Source organism: Streptomyces sp. NPDC023157, assembly GCF_055560575.1.
In genome coordinates this window covers 218,511-244,072 of record NZ_JBVHIL010000005.1, presented here as the reverse complement: position 1 = coordinate 244,072, position 25,562 = coordinate 218,511, and the positions used below count along the sequence as shown (strand labels likewise).

The following is a 25,562-nucleotide window of genomic DNA, read 5'->3' as shown; positions in this document are numbered from 1 at the left end:
CAGCTGAAGTAGGCAGCTGAAGTCAGCGGCTGATGTCAGCGGCTGAAGTCAGCGGCTGATGTGAGCAGCACGCCGTAGCAGTCAGGCAGTCCACGAGGGCCCGGCACCGTTCCGACGGGGCCGGGCCCCTCGTCGTATCCGGAAGTGAGGCAGGGTGTCCGAGTTCGACTTCGACCGGGAGACAGACCGGCGCGGGACCTGGTCCGTGCAGTGGGACGGCATAGCCGACCGCTTCGGCGTCCCCGATCTGCTGCCGTTCACCATCTCCGACATGGACTTCACCTCCCCGCCGGCCGTCCTCGACGCCCTGCGCGAGCGGGTCGCCCACGGCGTCTTCGGCTACACCGACTGGCGGCTCGGGGAGTTCCGGGAGGCCGTCCGGGACTGGTACGCGGAGCGGTACGGGACCGTCGTCGACCCGGAGGCCATGGTCTACGCGCCCTCCGTGCTCAGCCAGCTCTCCCAGCTGCTGCGGATGTGGACCGAACCCGGTGACGGCGTCGTCGTCCACACCCCCACGTACGACGGCTTCCGCAAGGCGGTCACCGGACTCGGCCGCGAGCTGCGCGGGGTGCCGCTCGACGACCCCGAGGCCCTGGAGCGCGAGCTGGCCCGGCCCGGCAGCCGGATGCTGCTGCTCTGCTCCCCGCACAACCCGACCGGCCGGGTGTGGCGGGCGGACGAGCTGAAGGAGTTCGCGCGGCTCGCCGAGCGGTACGGCGTCGCCGTCGTCAGCGACGAGATCCACGCCGACCTGACCGCCGAGGGCCACCGCCACGTGCCGTGGGCGGCCGTCGCGGAAGCGGGCCGGGGCCGCCGCTGGGCGATGGTCACCTCCGGCACGAAGGCCTTCAACTTCCCCGCGCTCTCCGGCTCGTACGGCTTCCTCGGCGACCCCGACGAGCGGGTCGCGTTCGTCCGGCGCATGGAGACCGGCGAGGGCCTGGCCTCCCCCGCGGTGCTCTCCCTCACCGCCCACATCGCCGCCTACCGGCACGGCGCGCCGTGGCTGGACGCGCTGCGCGGCTATGTCGCGGGCACCATGCGCCTGGTCGAGGAGCGGATCGCCGACGGCCTCCCGGGCGTCGTCTGGTCCCCGCCGCAGGCCGGCTACCTCGCCTGGATCGACCTGCGCCCGCTGGGCATCGACGAGTCCGCGCTCCAGGAGGAGCTGGTGAGCGTCGAGCGGGTCGCGATCATGCCGGGCGGGGTGTACGGCACCCCCGGCTTCCTGCGCCTCAACGTGGGCTGCCCGCGCGCCAAGGCCGAGCGGGGCGTGGACGCGCTGGTGCGGGCGGCGGCGCGGCTGCGCGGCTGAGAGGGTCGAGAAGTCGACTTTTGCCGAAGTTGACCGTTTGACGGATACCGGGAGGCGCGCTGTCCGAGGGGTGATCTAGGCTGCGGATCACCGTGCCCCGTATCTGGGGGCCGGAGGCCATTTTTGGGGGGTCTCTTCATCGTGCGTAAGCGCACTCTCTCGGCCGCGACATCGCTCGCGGTCCTCTTCAGCTCCGCGGCACTGGTCGCGGGTACGGCGGGTTCGGCGGCTGCGGACAGCAGCGTCGTCCTGCCGGTGTCGTCCGTGGGCGACGTCGTGGTGGACGGCGTCCACCAGAAGATCTTCATCAGCGACCCGTACCTCGGGAAGGTCGTCGCCACCGACTACGCGGGCAAGGTCCTCGGGACCACCACGGGTCTGCAGGGTGTCACCGGCCTCGCGCTCTCCGCCGACTCGTCGAGCCTGTACGCCGCCGTTCCGGGCGCGGACTCCGTCGTCGCCCTGGAGACCGCGACGGGCACCGAGACGGCCCGTTACGCGACCGGCGACGGCACCGATCCGCAGTTCCTCGCCCTCGCGGGCGGCAAGATCTGGTTCGGATACGGGACCAGCGACCACGGCGACATCGGCTCGCTCGACATCACCGGCACCGAGCCGGTGGTGGCGCTGGCCCAGGACGCCGAGACGAACTACTCGGGCGCCCCGAGGCTCGCCGCCTCGCCGGCCAACCCGAACACGATCGCCGCGGCCTCCTCGTACTACCACCGCTTCAAGCTGGCGGAGTACGACGTGACCACGGGCACGGCCAGCCGCACCGCGCGCAACGACAGCACGGTGTCCGGCATGACCAACGACCTGGCGTTCACGCCGGACGGCACCCGTCTCATCACGGCCAACGCGGGCAACGTGCACCACGTGTGGCAGAGCTCGGACCTCGTCGAGGCCGGCACCCTCCCGAGCGACTACCACGGCGCCGCCGTGGCGATCGCCCCGGACGGCACCGTCGCGGCCGGCTCCGACTCGTCCTACGGCGACGACGTCTTCGTCTACAAGCCGGCGGCCAAGACCGCGGTCCGCACCTACGACTTCCCGTCCACCGGGACCAGCAGCGGCGGGGACAACCTCGCCGACGGCGGTCTCGTCTGGGAGCCGGGCGGCAGCCGCCTCTTCGCCGTGACGAGCAACTACAACGGCTCGGTCCGTCTGCACGTCCTGGACGAGCCGACCAAGTCCGCCCCGGCGCTCACCGTGAAGGTCCCGGCCACCGCGCCGGTCCAGAAGCCGCTGACCGTGAGCGGCTCGCTCACGGCCACCGTGCCGCTGCCGGCCGGGACGCCGCTCGCGGTGACCCGCTTCGACGTCGAGAACCCGCAGGGCAAGTCCCTCGGCACCAGGACGCTCGGGGCGAACGGCGCGTTCTCCTTCGCCGACACCCCGGCCGTCGCCGGCAACGTCACCTACAAGGTGGCGTACGCGGGCGACGCGCAGCGTTCCGCGGCCTCCGGTTCGGCGCTGGTCAAGGTCGCGCACAACAGGACCGCGATCACGCTCGACAAGAACAAGAGCACGTACAACTACGCGACCACCGTCACGTACACGGCCACCCTCGGCCCGACATACAAGAACCGCGTCGTGGAGATCTGGGCCGACCCGTGGGGCTACGAGCCCAAGCGGCTCCTCAAGCGCGGCACGGTCAACGCGCAGGGCAAGCTGTCCGCGTCGATGTGGATGTCCCGCGACACCACGGTGACCGCCGTCTTCGCCGGTGACGCGCGCTACGGCTGGGCGCAGGCGGTGTCGGGTGTCTACACCCGCGCCGGTGTCAGCACCTCGCTCTCGCGCCACTACAAGTGGACGAAGTTCGGCACCGTCAACTACCAGACGTTCCGTACGTCGAACTACGCGCTGATCACCACCTGGCACAACGCGTACCCGAACCGCAGCACCCGCCTCGACGCCCAGATGTTCTACGCGGGCGCCTGGCGCGACCTCGGTCCCGAGTACTTCAAGCTGGACCAGTTCGGCAAGTCGTACGTCCGCTTCGACGGCGACCCGGCCCTGGCCGGCTACAAGTTCCGCGTCCGCTCGGCGTACATCGACGGCGCCGCGGGCGACAACGTGAACAGCACGGTCTACGGGCCCTGGAAGTACTTCAACTTCACCCGCTGACCCTCACGTCCCGACGGGCCCCGTCCACCGCTCCGGTGGGCGGGGCTCCGCCGTTCGCGGGACCATGCAGGCATGGACATCCGGCTCGCCTCGGGGACGGGGCGCTGGATCGTGTTCACCACGGTCCTCGGCTCAGGAATGGCGCTGCTCGACTCGACCGTCGTCAACGTCGCCCTGCCCCACATCGGCGAGGACCTCGGCGCCGACATCGCCGACCTCCAGTGGACCGTCAACGCCTACATGCTGACCCTCGCCGGGCTCATCCTCCTCGGCGGCTCGCTCGGCGACCGGTACGGGCGGCGGCGGGTCTTCGTGATCGGCGTCGTCTGGTTCGCGGTGGCCTCGCTGCTGTGCGGGCTCGCCCCGAACGCGGGCGTCCTGGTCGCCGCACGGGCCCTCCAGGGCGTCGGCGGGGCCCTGCTCACCCCCGGCTCGCTGGCGCTGATCCAGGCCAGTTTCCACGAGGACGACCGGGCCAAGGCGGTCGGCCTGTGGTCCGGCTTCGGCGGCGTCGGCGCGGCCGTCGGGCCCTTCGTGGGCGGCTGGCTGGTGGACGGCCCCGGCTGGCGCTGGGTCTTCTTCCTGAACGTGCCGCTCGCGCTGATCTGCGTGCCGGTCGCGCTGCGGCACGTGCCCGAGTCCCGCGACGAGACCGCCCGTGGGCGCTTCGACGTGCTCGGCGCGGCCCTGGGCGCCTCGGCGCTCGCGCTCGTGACGTACGCGCTGATCGCGCAGGTCTGGTGGGCGGGGGTGGCCGGGGCGGGCGTCGGCGCCGCCTTCGCGTTCGTGGAGCGGCGGCGTGGCGAGGACGCGATGGCGCCGCCCTCGGTGTTCCGGTCCCGGCTCTTCACCTCGGTCAACCTGGTCACCCTGTGCGTGTACGGGGCCTTCGGCGGTTTCTTCTTCCTGGCCGCGCTCCAGCTCCAGGTGGTGTCCGGCTACTCGGCGCTCGCCGCCGGGACGGCCATGCTGCCGGCGACGGTCCTGATGCTGCTGGGCTCCGCGAAGTCGGGCGAGCTCGGCGAGCGCACCGGGCCGCGGCTCCCGCTCACCGTGGGGCCGCTGCTGTGCGCGGCGGGGATGCTGCTGATGCTGCGGGTCGGGGAGGACGCCGTGTACCTGACGGACGTGCTGCCCGCCATGGTCGTGCTGGGCCTGGGCATGACGACCCTGGTCGCCCCGCTGACGGCGACCGTGCTGGCCTCGGTGCCGGTGACCCGGGCGGGTCTGGCCAGCGGCATCAACAACGCGGCGGCGCGGGCCGCGGGGCTGCTCGCGGTGGCGGCGCTGCCCGCGCTGACCGGCATGAGCCCGGAGGCGTACCGCTCGGCGGAGGAGTTCGGCGACACCTTCCGCAAGGCGATGCCCCTGTGCGCGGGCCTCCTCGTCGCGGGCGCCGCCCTGGCCTGGACGCTCGTCCGCACCCCGCCCCCGCTGACCTGCCACCCGGAGTGCCGCTACCACTGCGGGGTGGCGTCGCCGCCGCTGGATCCGGGGAGGACGCTGGGGGAGGCGCCGGGGGAGCCGCCGGCGGTGCGGGGCGGGGGCTGAGGGCCAGGCGACGGCCCCCCGTCGCCGCCTGAGGCAGACTGGGCCCCATGGCCATCCACGAGAACCTCCTGGGGGGACCGGCCCCCACCCACCTGCCCGACGACCCGGAGCCGCGTGAGCTCCTGGCGGGCGGGACCGCGCCGGCGGACGTCGCCGCGAAGTACCCGACCTCCTCGCTCGCCTGGGCGCAGCTCGCCGACGACGCGTACGAGCGCGGCAGCGTCGTCGAGTCGTACGCCTACGCCCGTACGGGCTACCACCGCGGGCTCGACGCCCTGCGCCGCAACGGCTGGAAGGGCCACGGGCCGGTGCCGTGGGAGCACGAGCCGAACCGCGGCTTCCTGCGCGCCCTGCACGCCCTGGCCCGCGCGGCCGGCGACATCGGCGAGAAGGAGGAGTACGAGCGCTGCTCCACCTTCCTGCGGGACTCCTCGCAGACGGCGGCCGACACCCTGGGCTGAGTTCCCCCGTACCCGGAGCCCCCGTCCTCGTGACGGGGGATTTCCGGACATCGCTCCTTGGGCCGTTCGAGGTGTTCGAACGGGCCGGTACGATCCTGCGGGACCGCGCAGTACCGAGCGGCCGGTGCAGAGGCCCCCACGTCCCTCTCCCCACCCCGGCCCCGCCAGGGGGAGAAGTCTGTCTTGGGCAAGCGCGCCGTTCCGCAGAGCCGCCGCCGCAGGCGTGACCGACCGGGCCGGGGAGCGAGACTGCTTCTGTCCGTGCTGGCACTGATCGTGGTCTCGCTCGGCGGGGGTGCGGCGCTCGCGCACTATGAGGGCGGTGGCTCGGCGGACTTGGCCGGCCCACGGCCCACGACCGGCCCGCCCCGTCCCCGCGCGACCACGGCGAAGCCCGTGACCCCCGCGCCGGAGCCGCCGCCGAGACCGGCCCCGAAGCCGAGTGCGAGGCAGACGGCGGGGAAGACCGGTGTGCCGCGCTCGGGGCCGGGCACCTTCGGCACCGCCCAGGCCACCGGCGCGCCCGTCGGCAGCGGGGGTGCGCTGCGGCGCTACCGCGTGCAGGTCGAGGACGGCGTCGGTGTCTCCGCGCGGGAGGCCGCCGCCGAGATCCAGCGGATCCTGGCGCATCCGCGCGGCTGGGCCGCGCACGGCCGTGGCCGGTTCCAGCTGGTCTCCGGGGACGCCGACTTCGTCATCCGGATCGCCACCCCCGCCACCGCCGACAGGCTGTGCCTGGAGAACGGACTGGACACCCACGGCGAGCTGAACTGCGAGACCACGGCGGGCGTCGTGGTCAACCTGCGGCGCTGGATGCTCGGCTCCCCGACCTTCGCGGGCGCCCCCGCCGAGTACCGGCACCTGATCATCAACCACGAGGTCGGCCACGAGATCGGCCTCCGCCGGCACCTGGGCTGCCCGGGTCCGGGCAGGCCGGCGCCGGTGATGATGCAGCAGATCAAGGGTCTGGACGGCTGTCGTTCGAATGCGTATCCGTATGACGAAGACGGGATCTACATCACCGGCCCGATCGTGTCATGATGCGCGTGGGAGGCCGTGCGACGAGGCACGCCTCCTGAGGGGACCGGGGCTCCCCGTGCCGGACGGCACGCGGAAGGAGCGGACCGCTACCTGGAAGTACGTATCGAGGAGACAGAAATGTCGACCTTCCAAGGTTCTCCCGATGCCTCCGGAGCCGGTTCGGTCACTGACGACCCGAACCTGGACTTCGCGGGCACCACGCCGTACGAGGACTACGTCCAGGCGGACGTCCTCACCCACCTCCAGCACCTGCGCTCCGACGACCCGGGCGAGATGGTCTTCCTGGTCACCACCCAGGTCATGGAGCTGTGGTTCACGGTGATCGTCCACGAGTGGGAGACCGCGAGCCGCGCCCTCCGCCAGGACGACCTGGCCGTCGCCCGGGACGCGCTCAAGCGCTCCGTGCGCGAGCTGGAGGCCCTCAACCACTCCTGGCGGCCGCTCGCCCAGCTCACCCCCGGCCAGTTCAACGCCTACCGCTCCGCGCTCGGCGAGGGCTCCGGCTTCCAGTCGGCGATGTACCGGCGCATGGAGTTCCTGCTCGGCGAGAAGTCGGCGTCCATGCTGGTGCCGCACCGGGGCGCGCCCCGCGTCCACGCCGAGCTGGAGAAGGCGCTCCAGGAGCCCAGCCTGTACGACGAGGCGCTGCGGCTGCTCGCCCGGCGCGGCCTGCCCGTCCCGGCCGAGGTCCTCGACCGCGACCTGGCGCTGCGCTACGAGCCGCACCCCGAGGTCGAGCGGGTCTGGGCCGGCATCTACGCCGACGCCGACCAGAACGCCGAACTCGTCCGCCTCGGCGAGGCGTTGAGCGACGTCGCCGAGCTGGTCTGGCGCTGGCGCAACGACCACCTGGTGGCGACCCGGCGCGCGATGGGCGCCAAGACCGGCACCGGCGGCTCCGCCGGCGTGGCCTGGCTGGAGAAGCGCGCCCAGAAGAACGTGTTCCCCGAGCTGTGGACGGCGCGCAGCCATGTCTGACCTCCTCGCCGAGCGGGCCCTGAAGCTCGACGGGGCCGACGGACTCGCCGCGCACCGTGAGAAGTTCGCCCTCGACGCCGACACCGTGTACCTCGACGGCAACTCGCTCGGCGCGCTGCCCGCCCACGTCCCCGCCCGGATGGCCGACGTCATCACCCGCGAGTGGGGCGAGCTGCGCATCCGCTCCTGGGACGAGTCCGGCTGGTGGACCGCGCCCGAGCGGATCGGCGACCGGATCGCGCCGCTCGTCGGCGCCGCCCCCGGGCAGATCGTGGTCGGCGACTCGACCAGCGTCAACGTCTTCAAGGCCGTCGTCGCCGCCGCCCGTCTGAACGGTGACGACCGCGACGAGATCCTCGTCGACGCCACGACCTTTCCCACGGACGGGTACATCGCGCGGTCCGCGGCCCGGATGACCGGGCACGAGCTCGTGCCGTGCGACCCGGCCGACATGGCGGCGGCGGTGAGCGGCCGCACGGCCGCCGCGCTCGTCAACCACGTCGACTACCGCACCGGCCGGCTCCAGGACCTGCCCGGGCTCACCGCCGCGCTCCACGCGGCGGGCGCGCTGGCCGTCTGGGACCTGTGCCACAGCGCGGGCGCGCTGCCCGTCGGCCTGGACGCCCACGGGGTCGACCTGGCCGTCGGCTGCACCTACAAGTACCTGAACGGCGGCCCCGGTTCGCCCGCGTACCTGTACGTCGCCGAACGCCACCAGGCCGGCTTCGACTCGCCCCTGCCCGGCTGGAACTCGCACGCCGACCCGTTCGGGATGACCCCCGGCTACCGGGCCGCCGACGGCGCGCTCCGGGGCCGGGTCGGCACCCCCGACATCCTCTCGACGCTCGCCCTGGAGTCGGCGCTCGACGTCTGGGACGGCGTCCGCGTCGAGGACGTACGGGCCAAGTCCCTCGCCCTCACCGACTTCTTCCTGGAGTGCGTCGAGGCGTACGCCCCCGAGGGCCGGGTCGTCTCCGTGACACCCGGCGCCCACGGGGAGCGGGGCAGCCAGGTCGCGCTGCGCTGCGCCGAGGCGCCGCGCGTGATGGCGGAACTCATCCGGCGCGGAGTGGTCGGCGACCTGCGCCGCCCGGACATCCTCCGCTTCGGTTTCACCCCGCTGTACGTCGGCTTCGCGGACGCGGAGCGGGCGGCGCGGGTGCTCGGGGAGGTCCTGACGGACATCCCCGCGGACCTGCCTCCGGCATAGGTCAGATGATCGCCTGATCTGCGGGTGCCGGACTCCTGGTACCGTCCCCGCAGGTCAGGCCAATTCGGCCTCGAATCCGAGAGGTTGGAAGCAGAGATGCCGGACCCCGCCGCGCGCGACGCCGCCGAAGAGGCCTCGGCCCTCTCGCACCCGGCCGTCGCCCCGGACGCCTCCGCCGCGTACGGTGCCCACCCCGACCAGGTCGTCGACTTCTACGCCCCACGCGACGGGCGCACGAACGCGCCGCTCGTGGTCGCCCTCCACGGCGGCGCCTGGCGCGGCCCCTACGACCGGCAACACCTCACCCCCTTCGTGGACTTCCTCGCCCGGCACGGCTTCGCCGTGGCGAACGTCGAGTACCGGCGCGGCGGCGACATCCCCCGGCAGGGCGGCACCGCGCCGGTCGCCGGGCGCTGGCCCGAGACCTTCGACGACGTGGCCGCCGCCCTCGACGCCCTCCCCGACCTGGCGGCGCGGGCACTCCCGGCCGCCGATCCGCGCCGGATCGTCCTCACCGGGCACTCCGCCGGCGGCCACCTGGCCCTGTGGGCCGCCGCCCGCCACGTCCTGCCCGCCGGGTCCCCCTGGCGCCTGCCCGCCCCGCCCGCGCTGCGCGGCGTGGTCGCCCTCGCCCCGATCGCGCACTTCGCGCGGGCCGTCGAACTGGACGTGTGCGGCGGCGCGGTGACCCAACTCCTGGGCGGCTCCGCCGAGTCGGAAGCCCGCGCGGCCTTCGCCGACCCCTCGCTGCTCCTCCCGACCGGCATCGCCACCACCGTCGTCCAGGGCCGCGAGGACACCGTCGTCCCGCCCGCCGTCGCCGAGGCCTACGTCGACGCGGCGGCCAAGGCGGGCGAGATGGTCGGCTTCACCCTCCTGGAGGACGCCGGCCACTTCCCCCTCATCGACCCGGCGGCGGACGCGTGCGCGGTCGTCGCGGAGGAGATCGCCCAGCTGGCCTGGTAGCCCGGGGCCCGCGGTCCGCTGCGGGCCGGGCGCCGGTGCGGGCCGGGCGCCGGCGGGGACACGCCCGCGCCTCCGCGCGGTCCGCCCCCGCCGTAGTCCTCAAGGCGGACCCCGGAGGATCCGTATCCAGCGGGACGACCCCCGTCACCCCCCACCCGTACCGTGGTCGGGTGACTTCGACGACCCGGACCCCCGAAACGAGCGGCAGCCCCGAGCTCCGCATGACGATGAAGGCGCTCGGCGGTCTGCGGGCGGATCTTCTCGACCACGCGAACACCTACCGCCCGCTGCCCCGCATGGACGTGGAGCGCGGGCTGACCCGCTTCCTCCCGCAGCGCATACGGGTCCACGCCGGCCTGCTCCCGCACGCCGTGGTCATCTGCCTCGCCGTGATCGTCTTCGCCATCGGCTTCACCACCGGCGGCGCCGGCTACCGCGGCCTGACCGGCATGTTCTACGCGGGCTTGCCCGCCGCGACGGTGCTGCTCACCCTCGTACGGCCGGTGCTCGCGTTCTGGCTGTCGCTCGCCGCGACCCCGTTCCTCGCCTACATGGGTTCCACGGGCATGTGGCCGTGGGAGCCGAACTCCCTCGCCGCCCACCTCGTCGTCCTCACCGTCGTCGCCATGCGCACCCGCCCCCGCACGGCCGGCTGGATGTGGCTGATCACCGCGGGGTACGCGTTCGTCACCAGCTTCCTCCTCGGCATCGGCCTCACCAACGACGCTCCCCAACTGCTGTTCTTCTCCGCGCTGATCCTGCTCGTCGTCACCGTCCGCCAGGTCCGCCGCGAGGCCGCCCTGGAGGTCACCGCGCAGCAGTCGGTGACCGCGGTGGAGCGGTCGAAGCGGACGCTCCTGGAGGAGCGGACCACCATCGCCCGCGAGCTGCACGACGTCGTCGCCCACCACATGTCGGTGGTCGCGATCCAGGCCGAGGCCGCCCCGTACCGGGTCGAGAACCCGCCGCCGGAGCTGGAGCAGGCCTTCGTGACCATCCGCGAGAACGCCGTGGCCGCCCTGACCGAGCTGCGCCGGGTCCTCGGCGTCGTCCGCGCGGAGGACTACGAGGCCCCGGACGCCCCGCAGCCCACCCTCGCCGACCTCGACCACCTGGTCGGCAACGTCCGCGAGGCCGGTCTGGACGTGCGGCTGACGGTCACCGGCGCGGTGCGGGAGCTGCCCCAGGGCGTGGAGCTCTCGGCGTACCGGATCGTGCAGGAGGCCCTGTCGAACGTGCTGCGGCACGCGCCGGGCGCCGGGGCGAAGGTCGAGGTCAGCCATGTCCTCGGGGGGCTCGGGCTGCGGATCGTCAACGGCCCCGCGCGGGGTCTGGTGAAGCCCTCGCCGGGCGCCGGGCACGGCATCACCGGCATGCGGGAGCGGGTCGCCATGCTGAACGGCGAGATGACGGCCGAGCCCACCGACGAGGGCGGCTACGCCGTCACCGCGTACATCCCCGTCCCCCGTGAGGAGGTCGTCGAATGACGATCCGGGTCCTGATCGTCGACGACCAGATGATGGTCCGCGAGGGTTTCTCCGTGCTGCTCGGCGCCATGCCGGACATCGAGGTGGTCGGCGAGGCCGTCAACGGGCGCGAGGCCGTCACGCAGGTCGCCGCGCTCCGCCCCGACGTGGTGCTCATGGACATCCGCATGCCGGAGCTGAACGGCATCGACGCCACCCGCGAGATCGTCGCCGCCGACGCCGACGCGAAGGTCCTCGTCCTCACCACCTTCGACCTCGACGAGTACGTGTACCAGGCGCTGCGCGCCGGGGCCTCCGGCTTCCTCCTGAAGGACGCCTCGGCCCGGCAGCTCGCCGACGGCGTCCGGGTCGTCGCGGCCGGCGAGGCGCTGCTCGCGCCGACCGTCACCAAGCGCCTGATCACGGAGTTCGCCCGCTCCGCGGTCTCCCCGCGGCCGCCCGCCATGGCGCAGATCGGCGAGCTGACCGAGCGCGAGACGGAGGTCCTGGTGCTGATCGCGCAGGGCCTGTCGAACGTGGAGATCGCCGACCACCTGGTGGTCGCCGAGTCCACGATCAAGACGCACGTCAGCCGCATCCTGGTGAAGCTGGGCCTGCGGGACCGGACCCAGGCGGCGGTCTTCGCGTACGAGGCACGACTGGTGCAGGTCGGCGGCTGAGACCGGCGGCCCGAGGCCTCGGTGGCGGTCGGCGTCGGACGGGGCCGGGGCCGCCGACGGGGGTAGCGTCCGGTCATGGACGCTGCCTTCGACCCCTGGTCCCCGGAGTTCGTCGCCGATCCCTACCCCGCGTACGCGGAGTTGCGCGCCGCCGGCCGTGCCCACTGGTACGCGCCGACCCGCCAGTGGCTGATCCCGCACCACGCGGACGTGTCGGCGCTGCTGCGGGACCGCCGCCTCGGGCGTACGTACACGCACCGCTTCAGCCACGCGGAGTTCGGGCGCGAGGCCCCGGACGCCGCCCACGAGCCCTTCCACACGCTCAACGACCACGGGCTGCTCGACCTGGAGGGCGCCGACCACTCCCGGATCCGGCGGCTGGTCTCCAAGGCGTTCACGCCCCGGACCGTGGCGGACCTGGCGCCGACGGTGCGGCGGCTCGCCGGTGAGCTGGTGGGGGAGCTGGTCGCGAACGGCGGCGGCGACCTGCTCGCGGCGGTCGCCGAACCGCTCCCCGTGGCGGTGATCGCCGAGATGCTCGGCATCCCGGAGAGCGACGAGGAGCGGGCGCGGCTGCGCCCGTGGTCGGCGGACATCTGCGGCATGTTCGAGCTGAACCCCTCGGCGGAGACGGCCCGCCGCGCGGTCGCCGCCTCGATCGAGTTCTCCGACTACCTGCGGGAGTTGATCGCCCGCCGCCGCAGGGATCCGGGGGACGATCTGATCTCGGGGCTGGTCGGCGTGGCGGAGCTGTCGGAGCAGGAGATGATCTCCACCTGCGTGCTGCTCCTGAACGCCGGCCACGAGGCCACCGTGAACACCACGGTCAACGGCTGGTGGACGCTGCTGCGGGAGGACGTGCGGCCGGATCCCGAAAAGTTGTCCACAGCTGTGGACGAACTTCTGCGGTACGACACCCCGCTCCAGATGTTCGAGCGCTGGGTCCTCGACGACATCGAGCTCGGCGGCCAGGTCATCCCGCGCGGCTCCGAGGTCGCCCTGCTCTTCGGCTCCGCCAACCGCGACCCCGCCCGCTTCGGCCCGACCGCCGACCGGCTCGACCTCACCCGCGCCGACAACCCGCACCTCACCTTCGGCGCCGGCATCCACTACTGCCTCGGCGCCCCGCTCGCCCGCCTGGAGCTGACCGCCGTCTTCGGCGAACTGCTGCGGCGGGCGCCGGGGATGCGGCTCGCGGCCGAGCCGGTGTGGAAGCCGGGGTACGTCATCCGGGGCGTCGAGGAGCTGCTGGTGGAGGTGTGAGCGGCGGAGGCGCGGATACGGGAGGGCCCCCACCGGATCGTTCCGGCGGGGGCCCTCCCGTACGTACGAGGTGGCAGCCTCCTGTACGTACGCTCCTCAGCTCGTCATGTCCCGCCGCCGCAGCCCCGCCAGGCCGCCCGCGACCAGGGCCGCCGCGAGCGCCGTGAGGGCGAGCAGCGGGGTCCAGGCGAGCTCGTGGCCGGGCAGCTTCGGCAGGTGGGCGAAGGGCGAGAGGTTCAGGACGGTCTGCGGCAGGCCGAGCGCCGGGCCGACCCAGCCGAGCGCCAGGCACACCCCGGCCACGCCCCAGGCGCCGACGGCGGCCCTCGGGACGGCGCCCCAGAGGAGCACCGCGAGCCCGGCCAGGGTCCAGACGGCGGGCAGCTGGGCGAGCGAGGCGCCCACGACCGGGCCGACGTCGTGCCCGTACGAGAGGGCCAGGCCCACCCCGCTGAGCAGCAGGATCAGCGCCGAGCCGGCGAACGCGACGACCAGGTGCCCGGCCGCCCAGCGGAGCCGGCCGACGGGGGCGGCGAGCAGCGGTTCGGCGCGCTGCGAGGTCTCCTCGCCGTGCAGCCGCAGCACCGAGCCGACCGCGAACAGGGCGGCGACCATGCCGAACAGGCCGCCCAGGGTGGCGAGGAAGGCGTCGGTGAGGGCGCTCTGTCCGCCCATCCGCTCGAAGATCTCCCGGGCCTGCGCGTTGTCGCCGACGAGGTCGGCCGCGCCCTCGGCCATGCCGCCGAAGACCAGGCCGCCGAGCAGGAAGCCGAGGGACCAGCCGAGCAGCGTGCCGCGCTGGAGCCGCCAGGCGAGGGCGCCGGCCGTCGCGAGCCGCCCGGTGGCGGGGCCGGGGCGGGTGGCCAGGAAGCTCATGCCGACGTCACGGCGGGCGGTCAGCGCGTACGCGGCGCAGGTCTGGACGCCGATGGCCGCGGCGGTCAGGAGCAGCACCCACCAGCGTTCGCCGGCGAAGGCGCGGACGTGTTCGGCCCAGCCGACGGGGGAGAGCCAGGTGAGCGCCGACCCGCCGTCCGCCGCCCCCGCGTCGCCGGCCGCGCGGAGCGTGAAGGCGAGGCCGAGGAGGCCCGCCGTCAGGCCCTTGGCGAGCCGGGCGCTCTCGGTGAGCTGGGCGACGATCGCGGCGAGGGTCGCGAAGACCATCCCGGTCCCGCCGATCGCGAGGCCCAGGGCGAGCGCCCCGGCGGCGCCCTGTCCGGCGAGCCCGGCGGTGACGATGAGGGCGACGGCCGCGTTGGCGGTGAGCGCGGCGAGCAGGGCGGCGGTCAGCGGGGCCCGGCGGCCCACCGCGGTGGCCGACAGCATCTCCTGGCGGCCCGTCTCCTCCTCCTCGCGGGTGTGCCGTACGACGATGATCAGGCTCATCACGGCGGCGAGCACGGCGCCGAAGGTGCCGAACCGCCAGGCGACGAGCCCGCCGAGCGAGTCGTCGAAGACCGGCCCGTACAGGGAGCGCATCGAGCTGTTGGCGTTCATGGAGGCGGCGAGTTCGGCGCGTTGGGCGGCGGTTCCGTAGAGGCTTTCGAGGGATCCCGCCCCGCCGGCGACCATGCCGCCGGTGACCAGGGCCCAGACCGGCAGCGTCAGCCGGTCGCGGCGCAGGGCGAGCCGGGTGAGGGACCCGGTGCCGGTGAGGGTGGCCGTACTCATCGCGCGACCGCCCCGGCTTCCGCGCCGGACTCCGTGGCCGTGGCGGCGGAGTCGTCGTAGTGGCGGAGGAAGAGCTCCTCCAGGGTGGGCGGGGTGGAGGTGAGGCTGCGGACCCCGGCGTCGGTGAGCGCGCGCAGGACCGCGTCGAGCTTGTCGGTGTCGACCTGGAGCGACACCCGCGGGCCCCGCACGTCGAGGCCGTGGACGCCGGGCAGCCGGTCGAGCCCGGCGGGCGGTGCGGCGAGTTCGGCGACGACGCTGGTACGGGTGAGGTGGCGCAGCTCGGCGAGGGAGCCCGTCTCGACGGTGCGGCCCTTGCGGATGATGCTGACCCGGTCGCAGAGGGTCTCGACCTCGCTGAGGATGTGGCTGGACAGCAGGACGGTCGCGCCGCGCTCGCGCGCCTCGGTGACGCACTGCTGGAAGACCTCCTCCATCAGCGGGTCGAGGCCGCTGGTGGGCTCGTCGAGGACGAAGAGGTCCGCGTCGGAGGCGAAGGCGGCGACCAGGGCGACCTTCTGACGGTTGCCCTTGGAGTAGGTCCGGCCCTTCTTGGTCGGGTCGAGCTCGAAGCGTTCGACGAGGCGGGCCCGCCGCGCCGGGTCGAGGCCGCCGCGCAGCCGCCCGTACAGGTCGATGACCTCGCCGCCGGAGAGGTTGCGCCAGAGGGTGACGTCGCCGGGGACGTAGGCGATCCGGCGGTGCAGGGCGACGGCGTCGGCCCAGGGGTCCCCGCCGAGCAGCCGGACCTGTCCGGAGTCGGCGCGGAGCAGGCCGAGCAGGACCCGGATGGTGGTGGACTTGCCGGCGCCGTTCGGGCCGAGGAAGCCGTGGACCTCGCCGGTGGCGACATCGAGGTCGAGGCCGTCCAGCGCGTGGGTGCGGCCGAACGCCTTGTGGAGCCCGGCCACCGTGATTGCCTTCGTCATGCTTCAGAACGTACGCTACTTTCACAAACTTGTGAAGTTAAGGAAGCGTAGAAAGTTGGTGAGATAGTGGAAGGCATGACGACGACCAACGAAGAGGCGGTCTCCCGCTTCGTCGAGCGCTTCGCCGCCGAACTCACGGAGGCCGGCATGCAGCGCATGGCCGCCCGCGTCTTCGCGGCGCTGCTCGCCTCCGAGACGGCCTCGATGACCTCCGCCGAGCTCGCCGAACGGCTGCAGATCAGTCCCGCCGCCGTCTCCGGCGCGATCCGCTACCTCAGCCAGGTCAGCATGGTCACCCGCGAGCGCGACCCCGGCACCCGCCGGGACCGCTACGTCCTGCACAACGAGCTCTGGTACGAGACCTTCACCCGCCGCGACCAGATCCTCACCCGCTGGGAGAAGGTCCTCAGGGACGGCGCCGAGGCCCTCGGCCCCGACACGGCGGCGGGCAGCCGGACGGCCGAGACGGCCGAGTTCTTCGAGTTCCTCCAGGAGGAGATGCTCAGCCTCATGGACCGCTGGCGGGCCCGTAAGGAGGCTCAGCGAGCCGGGACCCCCGAAGCCCCCTGAGGCGGCGCGAGCCGCTCCAGGTACTCCCGCGCCGCCCGGTCACCCGGCCGCAGCTCCTCGAACGGACCCCAGGGCCACACCGGCCGCCCCTCGATCCAGGGGACGACGACCGGAGTGCCCTGGCTGGTCACGCCCCGCAGCTCCGCCAGACCGGACGGGGCCGAGGGCAGCCCCTTGCGGGGCTCCTTCAGCGTGCCCGGCGGGTACAGCCGGAGCACCGCCTCGGGCAGGTCCTCCGGCCCGCCGCCGTACGGGAACAGCACCAGGACCGGCCCGCCGCCGACCGGATCGAACAGCAGGACGTACCGCTTCGGTACGGGCTCGGGGCCCCGCGCGGCCCGGGCGAGCCGCTGGGCGGTGGCGCGGCCGGAGCCGAGGAAACGCCACCCGGAGTGCGCGAGGACGCCCACCCCGAGCGCGATGACGGCGTACGCCACCACGGCGGGATAGTCCCCCGTACCGCCCAGCATCAACAGCCCGGTCACGACGGGCACCGGCGACACCAGCAGCCGCGGCAGCCCCGACACGTGCCGCAACGACCGCACCCGCCACCACGGCACGACCCGCACGTCCGCCTCGCGGCGGGGCCGGGCGGCCGGGGGGAGGGCCTGGCGCCGGGCGGCGGCGGCGAGGGTGGCGTGGGTCGGGAGGAGTGGGTCGTGGTCCTGGGACTGGGGCTGATCCCGGTCCCGGTCCTGGTCCCGGTTCTGGCCCTCGGGCTCGGGGCGGGCTTCGGGGCGGGGCTCGGCGTGGGAGCCGGCCGGCCCGGAGCCGGCCGGCCCGGAACCCGCCGGCCCCGAGCCCGCCGCCCCCGAGTCCACCGCCCCCGAGTCCACCGCCCCCGGGCCCGCCGGCCGCCCGGCCGCCGGTCGTCCGAAGAGACCCGCGGCCCCCGCGAGCCCGATGGTCCGGTTACGCGTGTGGTGGCCCCGTACCGCCCGCGCCCAGACCAGCTCCTCGCCGCCCGGCGCGGCGAGTACGCCGCCGTGGTCCGGGTCGCCGCACCACCACAGGACGGCGTCGGGGCCCGGCCGGACCCGCTCGTAGCGCTGCTTCGTCGCCGCGATGGCGAACGGCCACGCCTGTCCGCCGTCCGGGTCGCCGAGGACGACCGACGGGGGCACCATGCCGCCGCGGACGACCTCCACGGCCGGGTGGGCCGACCACGGTCCGGCGGCCAGGGCCCGTCGCATCCGCCCGGCGTTCCGCAGGGCGCTGAGCCCGATGCCGAGCACGATCAGGCCGCTGACGCCGAGGCCGGCGGCCAGGTCCGAGGCCCAGGAGGCGTCGATCGGCAGCAGGACGAAGACGAGGCCGAGGACCACTAGGGCCGCCCCCGCCCCGGCGCCCCGCGCGGCCTGCCGCCGGTAGCGTCCGAGCCCCCGCCCGGTCGCCTCCCGGTCCAGCGCGCACTCCACCACGAACCCCCCGTTTTCCGTGTGATCACGTACCCCTGGGGGAGGCTAGACCGCGCCCGCCTCCCGGGGAAGGGTCAGCCCCCAGGCCCCGGCCCGCACCGTCCACTCCCGCCGCCGCACCGGCCCCGACACCAGGGCGTCGGCGCGGTAGCGGAAGTCGGGTCCGGTGACCGTGAGGGTCTGGGCGGTGGCGTGCACGGGCGGGGCGCCGGCCGGGGCGAGGGTGAGGGCGGCCGCGCCGCCCAGGGCGCGCACGGTCAGGCCCTCCAGCGGGGTGTCCACGTCGCTGAGCAGCACCCCGTCCGCCTCCACCCGCAGCCGGTGGGCGCGCGCCAGGACCGGTGCGGGCGCCGGGCGGACCAGGGTGCGGACCAGGGAGCGGCAGGTGTCCCAGACGGTGGGCGGCGCGGCGGCGAGCAGGCGGGCGGCCGGGACGTCCAGGCGGTGCAGGACGACTCCGCCGCTGTCGTCCACGAGCAGGTCCAGGCGGCGCGCCACGCCGTACAGGACCGCGCGGGCGGCGGCCACGGTGCCGGGCGGCACGCCGAGCGCGCGGGCGACCTGGAGCCGGTCGGGGGCGCCGATCGGGACGAGCGCGAGGGGCGCGGGGGAGGGCTCGCGGTCCCGGTGCAGCAGGGTCACCGCACGGAGCAGCGCGCGGTCGTCGCCGAGGACGACGGGGCGCCGGGAGCCGCGCCGGGACAGGATCCTGGCGAATTCCTCGGGACCGTCCGGCAGGCAGATCTTCGTTTCCGCGCCGGCGGACAGCACATCCTTCGCGATGCGCACGGACTCGCCGTCCATTCGGCGGGCGACCGGGTCGATGATGACCAGCAGCTGGTCGTGATCCGACACCTCGGTCCTTCCTCGGGTAGCATCTTTGTGCAAGAGCCCCTTGCGCTATTGCGCCAGGGGCTTCGTCTATTCCGGGGCACACCGGTGAGGCGGCGTATGCCCCCTGACCTTGGACATGCCCCACCCGGAAGGGGTGTACGCCTGTGCCCGCACTTGTGCTGCTCGGTGCTCAGTGGGGTGACGAGGGCAAGGGAAAGGCCACCGACCTCCTCGGTGGATCCGTTGACTATGTGGTGCGCTACCAGGGCGGCAACAACGCCGGCCACACGGTCGTCGTAGGCGACCAGAAGTACGCGCTGCATCTTCTCCCTTCCGGAATCCTCTCCCCGGGGTGCACCCCGGTGATCGGAAACGGTGTCGTCGTCGACCCGGCGGTCCTGCTCTCCGAGCTGAGCGGACTGAACGAGCGCGGCGTGGACACGTCGAAGCTCCTGATCAGCGGCAACGCCCACCTGATCACCCCGTACAACGTCACGCTCGACAAGGTGACGGAACGGTTCCTCGGCAAGCGGAAGATCGGTACCACCGGTCGCGGCATCGGTCCGACCTACGCCGACAAGATCAACCGCGTCGGCATCCGGGTCCAGGACCTGTACGACGAGTCGATCCTCACCCAGAAGGTCGAGGCGGCGCTGGAGGGCAAGAACCAGCTGCTCGCCAAGCTGTACAACCGCCGCGCGATCGAGGCGGAGCAGATCGTGGAGGAGATGCTCCAGTACGCGGAGCAGATCAAGCCGTTCGTCGCGGACACCACGCTGATCCTCAACAAGGCGCTCGACGACGACAAGGTCGTGCTCTTCGAGGGCGGCCAGGGCACCCTGCTCGACGTCGACCACGGCACGTACCCCTTCGTCACCTCCTCGAACCCGACCGCGGGCGGCGCCTGCACGGGTGCGGGCGTGGGCCCGACGAAGATCAGCCGCGTCATCGGCATCCTCAAGGCGTACACGACCCGCGTCGGCGCCGGCCCGTTCCCGACGGAGCTCTTCGACGCGGACGGCGAGGCCCTGCGCCGCATCGGCGGCGAGCGCGGTGTGACCACCGGCCGTGACCGCCGCTGCGGCTGGTTCGACGCGGTCATCGCCCGCTACGCGACCCGCGTGAACGGCCTGACCGACTTCTTCCTCACCAAGCTGGACGTGCTGACCGGCTGGGAGCAGATCCCGGTCTGCGTCGCGTACGAGATCGACGGCAAGCGCGTCGAGGAGCTGCCCTACTCGCAGACCGACTTCCACCACGCGAAGCCGATCTACGAGATGCTGCCGGGCTGGTCCGAGGACATCACCAAGGCCAAGACCTTCGCCGACCTGCCGAAGAACGCGCAGGCGTACGTGAAGGCCCTGGAGGAGATGTCCGGCGCCCCGATCTCCGCGATCGGCGTGGGCCCGGGCCGCACCGAGACGATCGAGATCAACTCGTTCCTCTAGGCCGCACAGCCGAGGGCCCGTACCCCGTCGTGAAGACGGGGCACGGGCCCTCTGCGTTTCTACCGTCTCTACCGTTTCTGCCGTTTCTGCCGTCTCTGCCGTCTCTGCCGTTTCGACCGGCCTGGCTGTTCCCTACGCGTCGAACCCGGTCTCCCGCCCGACCTTCTCCCAGGCCGCCAGGTCGCCCCGCACCTGCTCCAGGTGCCCGTAGATCGTGTCGATCGAGTCGGAGCCGAGCGCGAGGCGCAGCGGCGGCTCCTCGGCGTCCAGGGCGGCGAGGACGGCCGCCGCGGCCTTCGCGGGGTCGCCGGCCTGGCCGCCGTCGCCGCCCTCGACGAACGCGCGGGTGGCGCCGACCGTGTCGGCGTAGTCGGCGACGGTGTCGGTGCTGAGGCTGCCGTTGCCGAAGAGGGACGTGCGGAAGGCGCCGGGCTCCACGATGAGGACGCGGATGCCGAGCGGGTTCACCTCGGCGGCGAGCGCCTCGGACAGGCCCTCCAGGGCGAACTTGGTGGCGCTGTAGGCGCCGAAGCCGGCCATCGACATCTGCCCGCCGACGCTGCTGAGCTGCACGATCGCGCCGGAGCGGCGGGCCCGCATGTGCGGCAGGACGGCCCGGGTCAGCGCGGCAGGACCGAAGACGTGCACGTCGAAGAGCGAGCGCAGCTCGGCGTCGTCCGTCTCCTCCACCGAACCGACGTGGGTCCGGCCCGCGTTGTTGACCAGGACGTCGATCCGCCCGTGGCGCTCGGCGATCCCGGCGACCACCCGGTCGACGGCGGCGTGGTCGGTGACGTCCAGGGCGACCGCCTCGACCTGGTCCGGGTGGGCGGCGACCAGGTCGTCCAGGGTGCCCGTACGGCGGGCGGCGGCGACCACGACGTCGCCGGCGCCGATCGCGGCCTCGGCGAAGGCGCGCCCGAAGCCGCTGTTCGCCCCGGTGATCAGCCAGACCTTGCTCATGGTGTTCCGTTCCCCTCGTAGCCCGATCTCTGTCAACAAGACTGCGCCTGAAGGGCGTTGCCCGTCCAAGATCCACTGTGATAACCAGAGGACATGACGAGCATCGACGTGCACGGCCGGGATCTGCGCTACTTCGTCGCCGTGGCCGAGGAGCTCCACTTCACCCGCGCCGCCGAACGCCTCTACGTCTCCCAGCCCGCGCTCAGCAAACAGATCCGCGCCCTGGAACGGCAGCTCGGCACCGCCCTGTTCGACCGCGACCGGCGCACCGTACGCCTCACCGACGCCGGTACGGCCCTGCTGCCGCACGCGCGGACGGTCCTTGCGGCCTGGGAGGCGGGGGAGGAGGCGCTGCGGCAGGTCAGGGCGGCCCGGCACGCCACGCTCGTCATCGGCATGTCCACCAGCCCCGGCCGCGGCGGCCTGCTCCCCGCGATCCGCTCCCGCTTCACCGAACGGCACCCCGAGGCCCGGCTCCGGCTGCGCCAGGTCGGCTGGGAGGACCCCACGGCCGGCCTCGCCGACGGCACCAGCGACGTGGCCTTCGTGTGGCTGCCGCTCGCCGACGCCGAGCGCTACCGCTGGGTCGTCGTCGCCACCGAACCCCGCCTGCTGGCCCTCCCCGAGACCCACCCGCTCGCCGCCCGCGACCGCGTCCCCTTCACCGACCTCCTCGACGAACCCTTCCTCGCCCTTCCTGAGGACAGCCCCGAACTGCGCGACCACTGGCTCGCCGTCGATGCCCGCGGCGGCCGCCCGCCCCGCATCGGCGCCGAGATCGCCTCCGCCGACGAGACGTACGAGGCCCTCGTCGACGGCCGGGGCATCTGCCTGGTCGCCACCGGCAACGCCCCTCTCCTCGCCCGCGACGGCGTCGTCACCCGCCCCGTCGACGGCATCGCGGAATGCCGCTTCGCCCTCGCCTGGCGCGCCGACGACCCCCGCCCGGCCGTCCACGACTACGCGCGCGCGGCGGGGGCGGTGACGGGGGCGGCGGCCGCCTGGTCGCCTTCAGGGACGGCGGCCGGGGCGTCCGCCCCCTGAAGGGTGTTGCAAAATGCCCAGAACTGAGCCTTCTGCAACACCCTTCAGCCCCGCTGGTACTCCCCCGGCTCCCCGTCCGCGGACATCCCGTAGACGAGGAGCCGGTCCTTGTCCTGGTAGCGGACGATCCGCAGGTTGGTGGAGCCGTCCTCCACGCAGTCCGGGTCCCAGACGTCGGGGTCCCGGGTCTGCGGGCCGACGACGAGGAGGGGGCCCGCGCCGCCGACGACGGCGGTGGCGGTGCAGTGGACGTTCTCGGGGGTGTTGTTGCCGTCGGCGTCGGTGCGCGGGTAGACCTGCTCGACGCGGACCAGCGCGGCGCCGACCGGGCCCTGGGAGACGGTCAGGCGGTTGACCCAGCGGTCGGCGTCGGGGGGCGCGATCCCACCGAGCGGCACCTGGTTCCAGGTGCCGAGCAGCGGGGTCGGGACGACGGACGCGCCGGTCCTGGCCCGCTGGAACGTGCTCCGGGCGACACCGGAACTCCACTCGACGACGTCGTTCGCCCGCAGCCGGAGCGTCTGGCGGGCGGCCGGGGTGCAGCGCCGACCGGGGACGCTCGCGGTGATCTCCGCGTCGCCCAGGACGAGTTCGGCGTCGGTGGCGGAGAGCAGCACGGCCCGCCCGATGCACAGGCGTTCCCCGGTGACATGGGTGTAGACGGCGCTCCTGCTGCCCGCCGCGCCCTGCGTGATCTCGATCCGGCTGGTCTCGTACGGGGCGTCCGCGGCGCCCCGTAGGACGCCCTCCCAGGCGCCGAGGAACGCGGCCGGGACGATCCCGGCGGGGCGGCCCGAGGCGGAACTCCCCCTGCCGTTCCCTCCCTTGCCGTCCGGCCCGCCGGTCCCGCCGCCCGGGCTCGGCCAGTAGGTGTACGCGAGGACGGCTGCGCCCGCGACGGCGAGGGCCGTGAGGGCGGCGGTGAGCCCGCGCCGACGGGGGCGGCGCGGGGCGGTCTCCGGTGCGGTCGGATCGGTCGGTGCGGCCGGCGTGGCCGGATCGGGCCGATCGGTCGGCGCGGTGCGCTCCGGGAGCGGTGTGGCCTCCGCCTCGGTCTCCAGGAGCAGGGCCGCGTGCCGGCCGAGCCGGGCGAGGAGGTCGGCGGGCAGCCAGGGTTCGGTGACCTGGAGGGTGTCGACGAGCTCGGTCGCGGTGGGCCGCCCGGCGGCGTCCTTGGTGAGGCAGGCCCGGATGAGCCCGCTGAGTTCGGGCGCGAGGTCCGTCAGGTCGGGCTCGTCGTGCGCGATGCGGAACATGGTGGCGTGCACGCCGCTGTCCGCCCCGCCGAACGGGGTGCGCCCGGTCGCCGCGTACGCGAGGACGGAGCCCAGGCAGAACACGTCGGAGGCGGGCGTCAGCTTCTCGCCCCGCACCTGTTCGGGGGACATGAAGCCGGGGGAGCCGACGACCGCGCCGGTGCTGGTGAGGCCGCCGTCGGTGACGGTGTCGACGGCCCGCGCGATGCCGAAGTCGATGATCTTCGGACCGTCGACCGTCAGCAGGACGTTCGAGGGCTTCAGATCGCGGTGGACGAGCCCCGCCGCGTGCACATGGACGAGGGCGCGGGCCAGCCCGGACGCGAGGGTGCGGACGCTGTCGGGCGGCAGCGGCCCGAACGCGTCTCCGACGACGGACCGCAGCGAGGGCCCCGGCACGTAGCCGACGGCGACCCAGGGCAGTTCGGCCCCGGTGTCCGAGCCGAGCACGGGCGCGGTGCCGGTGCCGCCGACCCGCTCCAGGGCGGCGACCTCACGGGCGAACCGGCGCCGGAACTCGTCCTGCGCGGCGAGCTCCGCGTGCACGACCTTCACGGCGACCGTACGCCCGCCCGCCGACCGGGCCAGGAACACCCGGCCCATGCCGCCCACGCCGAGCCGGCCGATCAGCCGGAACGGCCCTATGGTGACCGGGTCTTCCGCGTTCAAGGGATCCACGTCGACAGAGAATGCCAGACGGGGCGGCGGACGCGGTCCCGCTCACCCCTCGCCGCAGATCTTCAGCCCCTTCGGGGTGGCGCACGGCAGGTGCCCGTGGGTGCTGATGACGGCCTGGCCGCCGCCCCGGCTGAGGAAGGTGAGGAAGCTGGAGCTCAGCGAGTCCGCGGGCGGCACGCCCCAGGTGTAGGCGTACTCGATCTCCCGGTACGGGTAGGGCGAGGAGCCGATCTCGTCCACGTTCGGCTGGCGCCCGTCGATGCCGATCCGGTGCAGGCCCTTCAAGCCGCTGCCGGAGCGCAGTTCGCTGTAGCCGATGGCGCCGGGGACGGTGGCGACCGTCGACAGGACCTGGTCGGTGCTGTCGAGCTCGCAGCGCACGACCCGTGCCTCGGGGTCGTCCGTGTGGGTGCAGTCGCGGGAGGAGTTGGCGGGCTCGTTGCGGCCGAGGACCCGCCGCTGGAAGACCTCGCGGGTGCCGGAGTTGGCGTCGCGGCTGACCAGCCGGACGGGGAGGTCGGGTCCGCCGAGCTCGCTCCAGTTGACGACGTCGCCGCGGTAGATCCGGCGTACGGCGTCCAGCGACAGGTCGCGCAGCGGCACGTCGTCGTTGAGGACGAGGGTGAAGAGGGAGACGGCGACCATGTTCTCGCGCAGCTGCGGGTAGCCGTCGGGCTTGCGCCCGTCGGAGAGGGCGATGAGCGCGGGCGCGCCCTTGGTGTTCTTGGTGCCCTGTTCGGCGAGTTCCCGTATCCCGGCGGTGGAGCCGTGCACGTCGACGAGGACGGTGGCGCCCTCGCAGTCCTCCTCGTACTGCCGGGCCAGGTCGCGCATGACGGGCGCGAAGGCCGTGGAGCCGGTGACGGTGAGGGTGCCGTGGGCGCAGCCCATGGGCGGCGGGGCGTCGTCGCGGACCACGATGATCGTGGCGAGGACCATGACGCAGGCGGTGAGGACGATCGTCACGGCCCGGGCGGCCCGGCTGAAGGTGGGCGGGGTGTGGTCCAGGGTGGTGCTGTGGTTGGTGTGGATGTCACCGTCGCGGAGGCCGCCGGAGACGGTGACGGGGGTGTCGACGGGCCCGCCGGTGAGCAGGGCGAGCAGCTTGAAGTACTGGCCCCGGTTGAGCGGCACCTTGGGGAGCCGGACCTGGCTGCCGCCGTGGCTCAGGGCGGCGGCGGTGAACGGCGCCTCGGTCGCGGCGACCGCCCGCACCTGCCGGGGGCCGAACTCCACCGTCAGCCCGTGTTCCTCCAGCTGGTAGTCCTCGCGGCCGATGGAGACGGCGCCGTCGTTCTCGATCCGCAGCAGCACGAGGGTGGCGTCCGCCATGTCCGGCTGCCCGTGGAAGAGCCCCACGTCGGGGTTGTCCCGCTCACCCACGGGGGTGTCCAGTTGCACGCGGTAGCCGATCCGCTTGCGGCGCGGCACCCGCCGCTCGATGGCGAGCACGCCGAAGGTCACCACGACGCCGAGCAGCGCGGTGACGACGGCGATGACGTTCTCGGGGCTGACCCAGTCCACGAGCGCCACGGTACGGACAGGAGTGCGAGCGGACGGGGCGGTCGCCGCTCCCGCCACCCGGAGTTCGTCCTTCCTTCAACTTCGGGGGTTCCCCCGCGTCCCCCAATCCCCCACACCTGTTGCCGGGGCTGCCGGGCGTGGGTGTAATGGCCACGAGGGGGCT

At 73.7% G+C, this 25,562-nt stretch carries 21 protein-coding genes; 14 read left to right on the top strand and 7 right to left on the bottom strand.

Annotated elements, in window-relative coordinates:
• The first annotated feature begins 154 nt into the window (after positions 1-154).
• The 11 genes from ACZ3ZE_RS19735 (at position 155) to ACZ3ZE_RS19685 (ending at position 13,064) form a co-directional block, all read left to right on the top strand.
• A complete protein-coding gene (locus ACZ3ZE_RS19735; RefSeq protein WP_361168869.1) occupies positions 155-1,318 on the top strand; it encodes a MalY/PatB family protein in 1,164 nt (387 codons plus the stop codon).
• Positions 1,319-1,459: 141 nt separating this feature from the next.
• The gene (locus ACZ3ZE_RS19730) at positions 1,460-3,448 is read left to right on the top strand and encodes a WD40 repeat domain-containing protein (protein ID WP_467259946.1); all 1,989 of its coding nucleotides are present in this window, start codon (positions 1,460-1,462) and stop codon (positions 3,446-3,448) included.
• Positions 3,449-3,520: 72 nt separating this feature from the next.
• The gene (locus ACZ3ZE_RS19725) at positions 3,521-4,999 is read left to right on the top strand and encodes an MFS transporter (protein ID WP_467259944.1); all 1,479 of its coding nucleotides are present in this window, start codon (positions 3,521-3,523) and stop codon (positions 4,997-4,999) included.
• 47 nt (positions 5,000-5,046) lie between these two features.
• Positions 5,047-5,460: a DUF3151 domain-containing protein gene (locus ACZ3ZE_RS19720; RefSeq protein ID WP_361168877.1), complete on the top strand. Its 414-nt coding sequence runs from the start codon at positions 5,047-5,049 to the stop codon at positions 5,458-5,460.
• A 471-nt stretch (positions 5,461-5,931) separates the two neighbouring features.
• Positions 5,932-6,501, top strand: coding sequence for a DUF3152 domain-containing protein (locus tag ACZ3ZE_RS19715; protein ID WP_361168880.1), 570 nt, complete (start codon positions 5,932-5,934; stop codon positions 6,499-6,501).
• 117 nt (positions 6,502-6,618) lie between these two features.
• Positions 6,619-7,479, top strand: coding sequence for a tryptophan 2,3-dioxygenase family protein (locus ACZ3ZE_RS19710; protein ID WP_361168883.1), 861 nt, complete (start codon positions 6,619-6,621; stop codon positions 7,477-7,479).
• Positions 7,472-8,689: a kynureninase gene (gene kynU / locus ACZ3ZE_RS19705; RefSeq protein ID WP_361168886.1), complete on the top strand. Its 1,218-nt coding sequence runs from the start codon at positions 7,472-7,474 to the stop codon at positions 8,687-8,689. The genes ACZ3ZE_RS19710 and kynU overlap by 8 nt, the downstream gene beginning before the upstream one ends.
• 96 nt (positions 8,690-8,785) lie before the next feature.
• Positions 8,786-9,655 (top strand): alpha/beta hydrolase family protein, encoded by an 870-nt coding sequence (locus tag ACZ3ZE_RS19700; RefSeq protein ID WP_361620858.1) that lies wholly within the window; start codon positions 8,786-8,788, stop codon positions 9,653-9,655.
• A gap of 221 nt (positions 9,656-9,876) precedes the next feature.
• The gene (locus ACZ3ZE_RS19695) at positions 9,877-11,142 is read left to right on the top strand and encodes a sensor histidine kinase (RefSeq protein WP_361621004.1); all 1,266 of its coding nucleotides are present in this window, start codon (positions 9,877-9,879) and stop codon (positions 11,140-11,142) included.
• The gene (locus ACZ3ZE_RS19690) at positions 11,139-11,801 is read left to right on the top strand and encodes a response regulator transcription factor (protein WP_361168892.1); all 663 of its coding nucleotides are present in this window, start codon (positions 11,139-11,141) and stop codon (positions 11,799-11,801) included. The genes ACZ3ZE_RS19695 and ACZ3ZE_RS19690 overlap by 4 nt, the downstream gene beginning before the upstream one ends.
• Before the next feature lie 75 nt (positions 11,802-11,876).
• Positions 11,877-13,064 carry a cytochrome P450 gene (locus ACZ3ZE_RS19685; protein WP_467259941.1) on the top strand — a complete coding sequence of 396 codons (1,188 nt, stop codon included), beginning with the start codon at positions 11,877-11,879 and terminating at the stop codon, positions 13,062-13,064.
• A gap of 96 nt (positions 13,065-13,160) precedes the next feature.
• Here the strand turns inward: ACZ3ZE_RS19685 and ACZ3ZE_RS19680 are convergent, their stop codons facing one another.
• Both ACZ3ZE_RS19680 and ACZ3ZE_RS19675 read right to left on the bottom strand, forming a co-directional pair.
• Complete coding sequence (locus ACZ3ZE_RS19680) at positions 13,161-14,735, bottom strand: ABC transporter permease (RefSeq protein WP_361168898.1); 1,575 nt, start codon at positions 14,733-14,735, stop codon at positions 13,161-13,163.
• Positions 14,732-15,664 (bottom strand): ABC transporter ATP-binding protein, encoded by a 933-nt coding sequence (locus tag ACZ3ZE_RS19675; RefSeq protein ID WP_361168901.1) that lies wholly within the window; start codon positions 15,662-15,664, stop codon positions 14,732-14,734. Before ACZ3ZE_RS19675 ends, ACZ3ZE_RS19680 begins: the two co-directional genes overlap by 4 nt.
• 75 nt (positions 15,665-15,739) lie before the next feature.
• Between ACZ3ZE_RS19675 and ACZ3ZE_RS19670 the strand changes: the two genes are divergently transcribed.
• The gene (locus ACZ3ZE_RS19670; RefSeq protein ID WP_361168904.1) at positions 15,740-16,234 is read left to right on the top strand and encodes a GbsR/MarR family transcriptional regulator; all 495 of its coding nucleotides are present in this window, start codon (positions 15,740-15,742) and stop codon (positions 16,232-16,234) included.
• Here ACZ3ZE_RS19670 and ACZ3ZE_RS19665 read toward each other — a convergent pair.
• Positions 16,204-17,655 carry a hypothetical protein gene (locus ACZ3ZE_RS19665; RefSeq protein ID WP_467259939.1) on the bottom strand — a complete coding sequence of 484 codons (1,452 nt, stop codon included), beginning with the start codon at positions 17,653-17,655 and terminating at the stop codon, positions 16,204-16,206. The genes ACZ3ZE_RS19670 and ACZ3ZE_RS19665 overlap by 31 nt on opposite strands.
• A 42-nt stretch (positions 17,656-17,697) precedes the next feature.
• Positions 17,698-18,507, bottom strand: coding sequence for a diacylglycerol kinase family protein (locus ACZ3ZE_RS19660; RefSeq protein ID WP_361168909.1), 810 nt, complete (start codon positions 18,505-18,507; stop codon positions 17,698-17,700).
• A gap of 143 nt (positions 18,508-18,650) precedes the next feature.
• Between ACZ3ZE_RS19660 and ACZ3ZE_RS19655 the strand changes: the two genes are divergently transcribed.
• A complete protein-coding gene (locus tag ACZ3ZE_RS19655; RefSeq protein WP_361168912.1) occupies positions 18,651-19,934 on the top strand; it encodes an adenylosuccinate synthase in 1,284 nt (427 codons plus the stop codon).
• 132 nt (positions 19,935-20,066) lie between these two features.
• On the opposite strand, the gene ACZ3ZE_RS19650 is transcribed toward ACZ3ZE_RS19655, so the two are convergent.
• Positions 20,067-20,897, bottom strand: a complete 831-nt coding sequence (locus ACZ3ZE_RS19650; protein WP_442303639.1) for an oxidoreductase — start codon at positions 20,895-20,897, stop codon at positions 20,067-20,069.
• A 93-nt stretch (positions 20,898-20,990) separates the two neighbouring features.
• On the opposite strand from ACZ3ZE_RS19650, the gene ACZ3ZE_RS19645 reads away from it, so the two are divergent.
• Positions 20,991-21,941: a LysR family transcriptional regulator gene (locus ACZ3ZE_RS19645; RefSeq protein WP_361168918.1), complete on the top strand. Its 951-nt coding sequence runs from the start codon at positions 20,991-20,993 to the stop codon at positions 21,939-21,941.
• Between the two features lie 44 nt (positions 21,942-21,985).
• Here ACZ3ZE_RS19645 and ACZ3ZE_RS19640 read toward each other — a convergent pair whose 3' ends face one another.
• Both ACZ3ZE_RS19640 and ACZ3ZE_RS19635 read right to left on the bottom strand, forming a co-directional pair.
• Positions 21,986-23,875 carry a serine/threonine-protein kinase gene (locus ACZ3ZE_RS19640; protein ID WP_467259936.1) on the bottom strand — a complete coding sequence of 630 codons (1,890 nt, stop codon included), beginning with the start codon at positions 23,873-23,875 and terminating at the stop codon, positions 21,986-21,988.
• A gap of 42 nt (positions 23,876-23,917) precedes the next feature.
• Positions 23,918-25,399: a substrate-binding domain-containing protein gene (locus ACZ3ZE_RS19635; RefSeq protein WP_467259933.1), complete on the bottom strand. Its 1,482-nt coding sequence runs from the start codon at positions 25,397-25,399 to the stop codon at positions 23,918-23,920.
• Positions 25,400-25,562 lie beyond the last annotated feature (163 nt).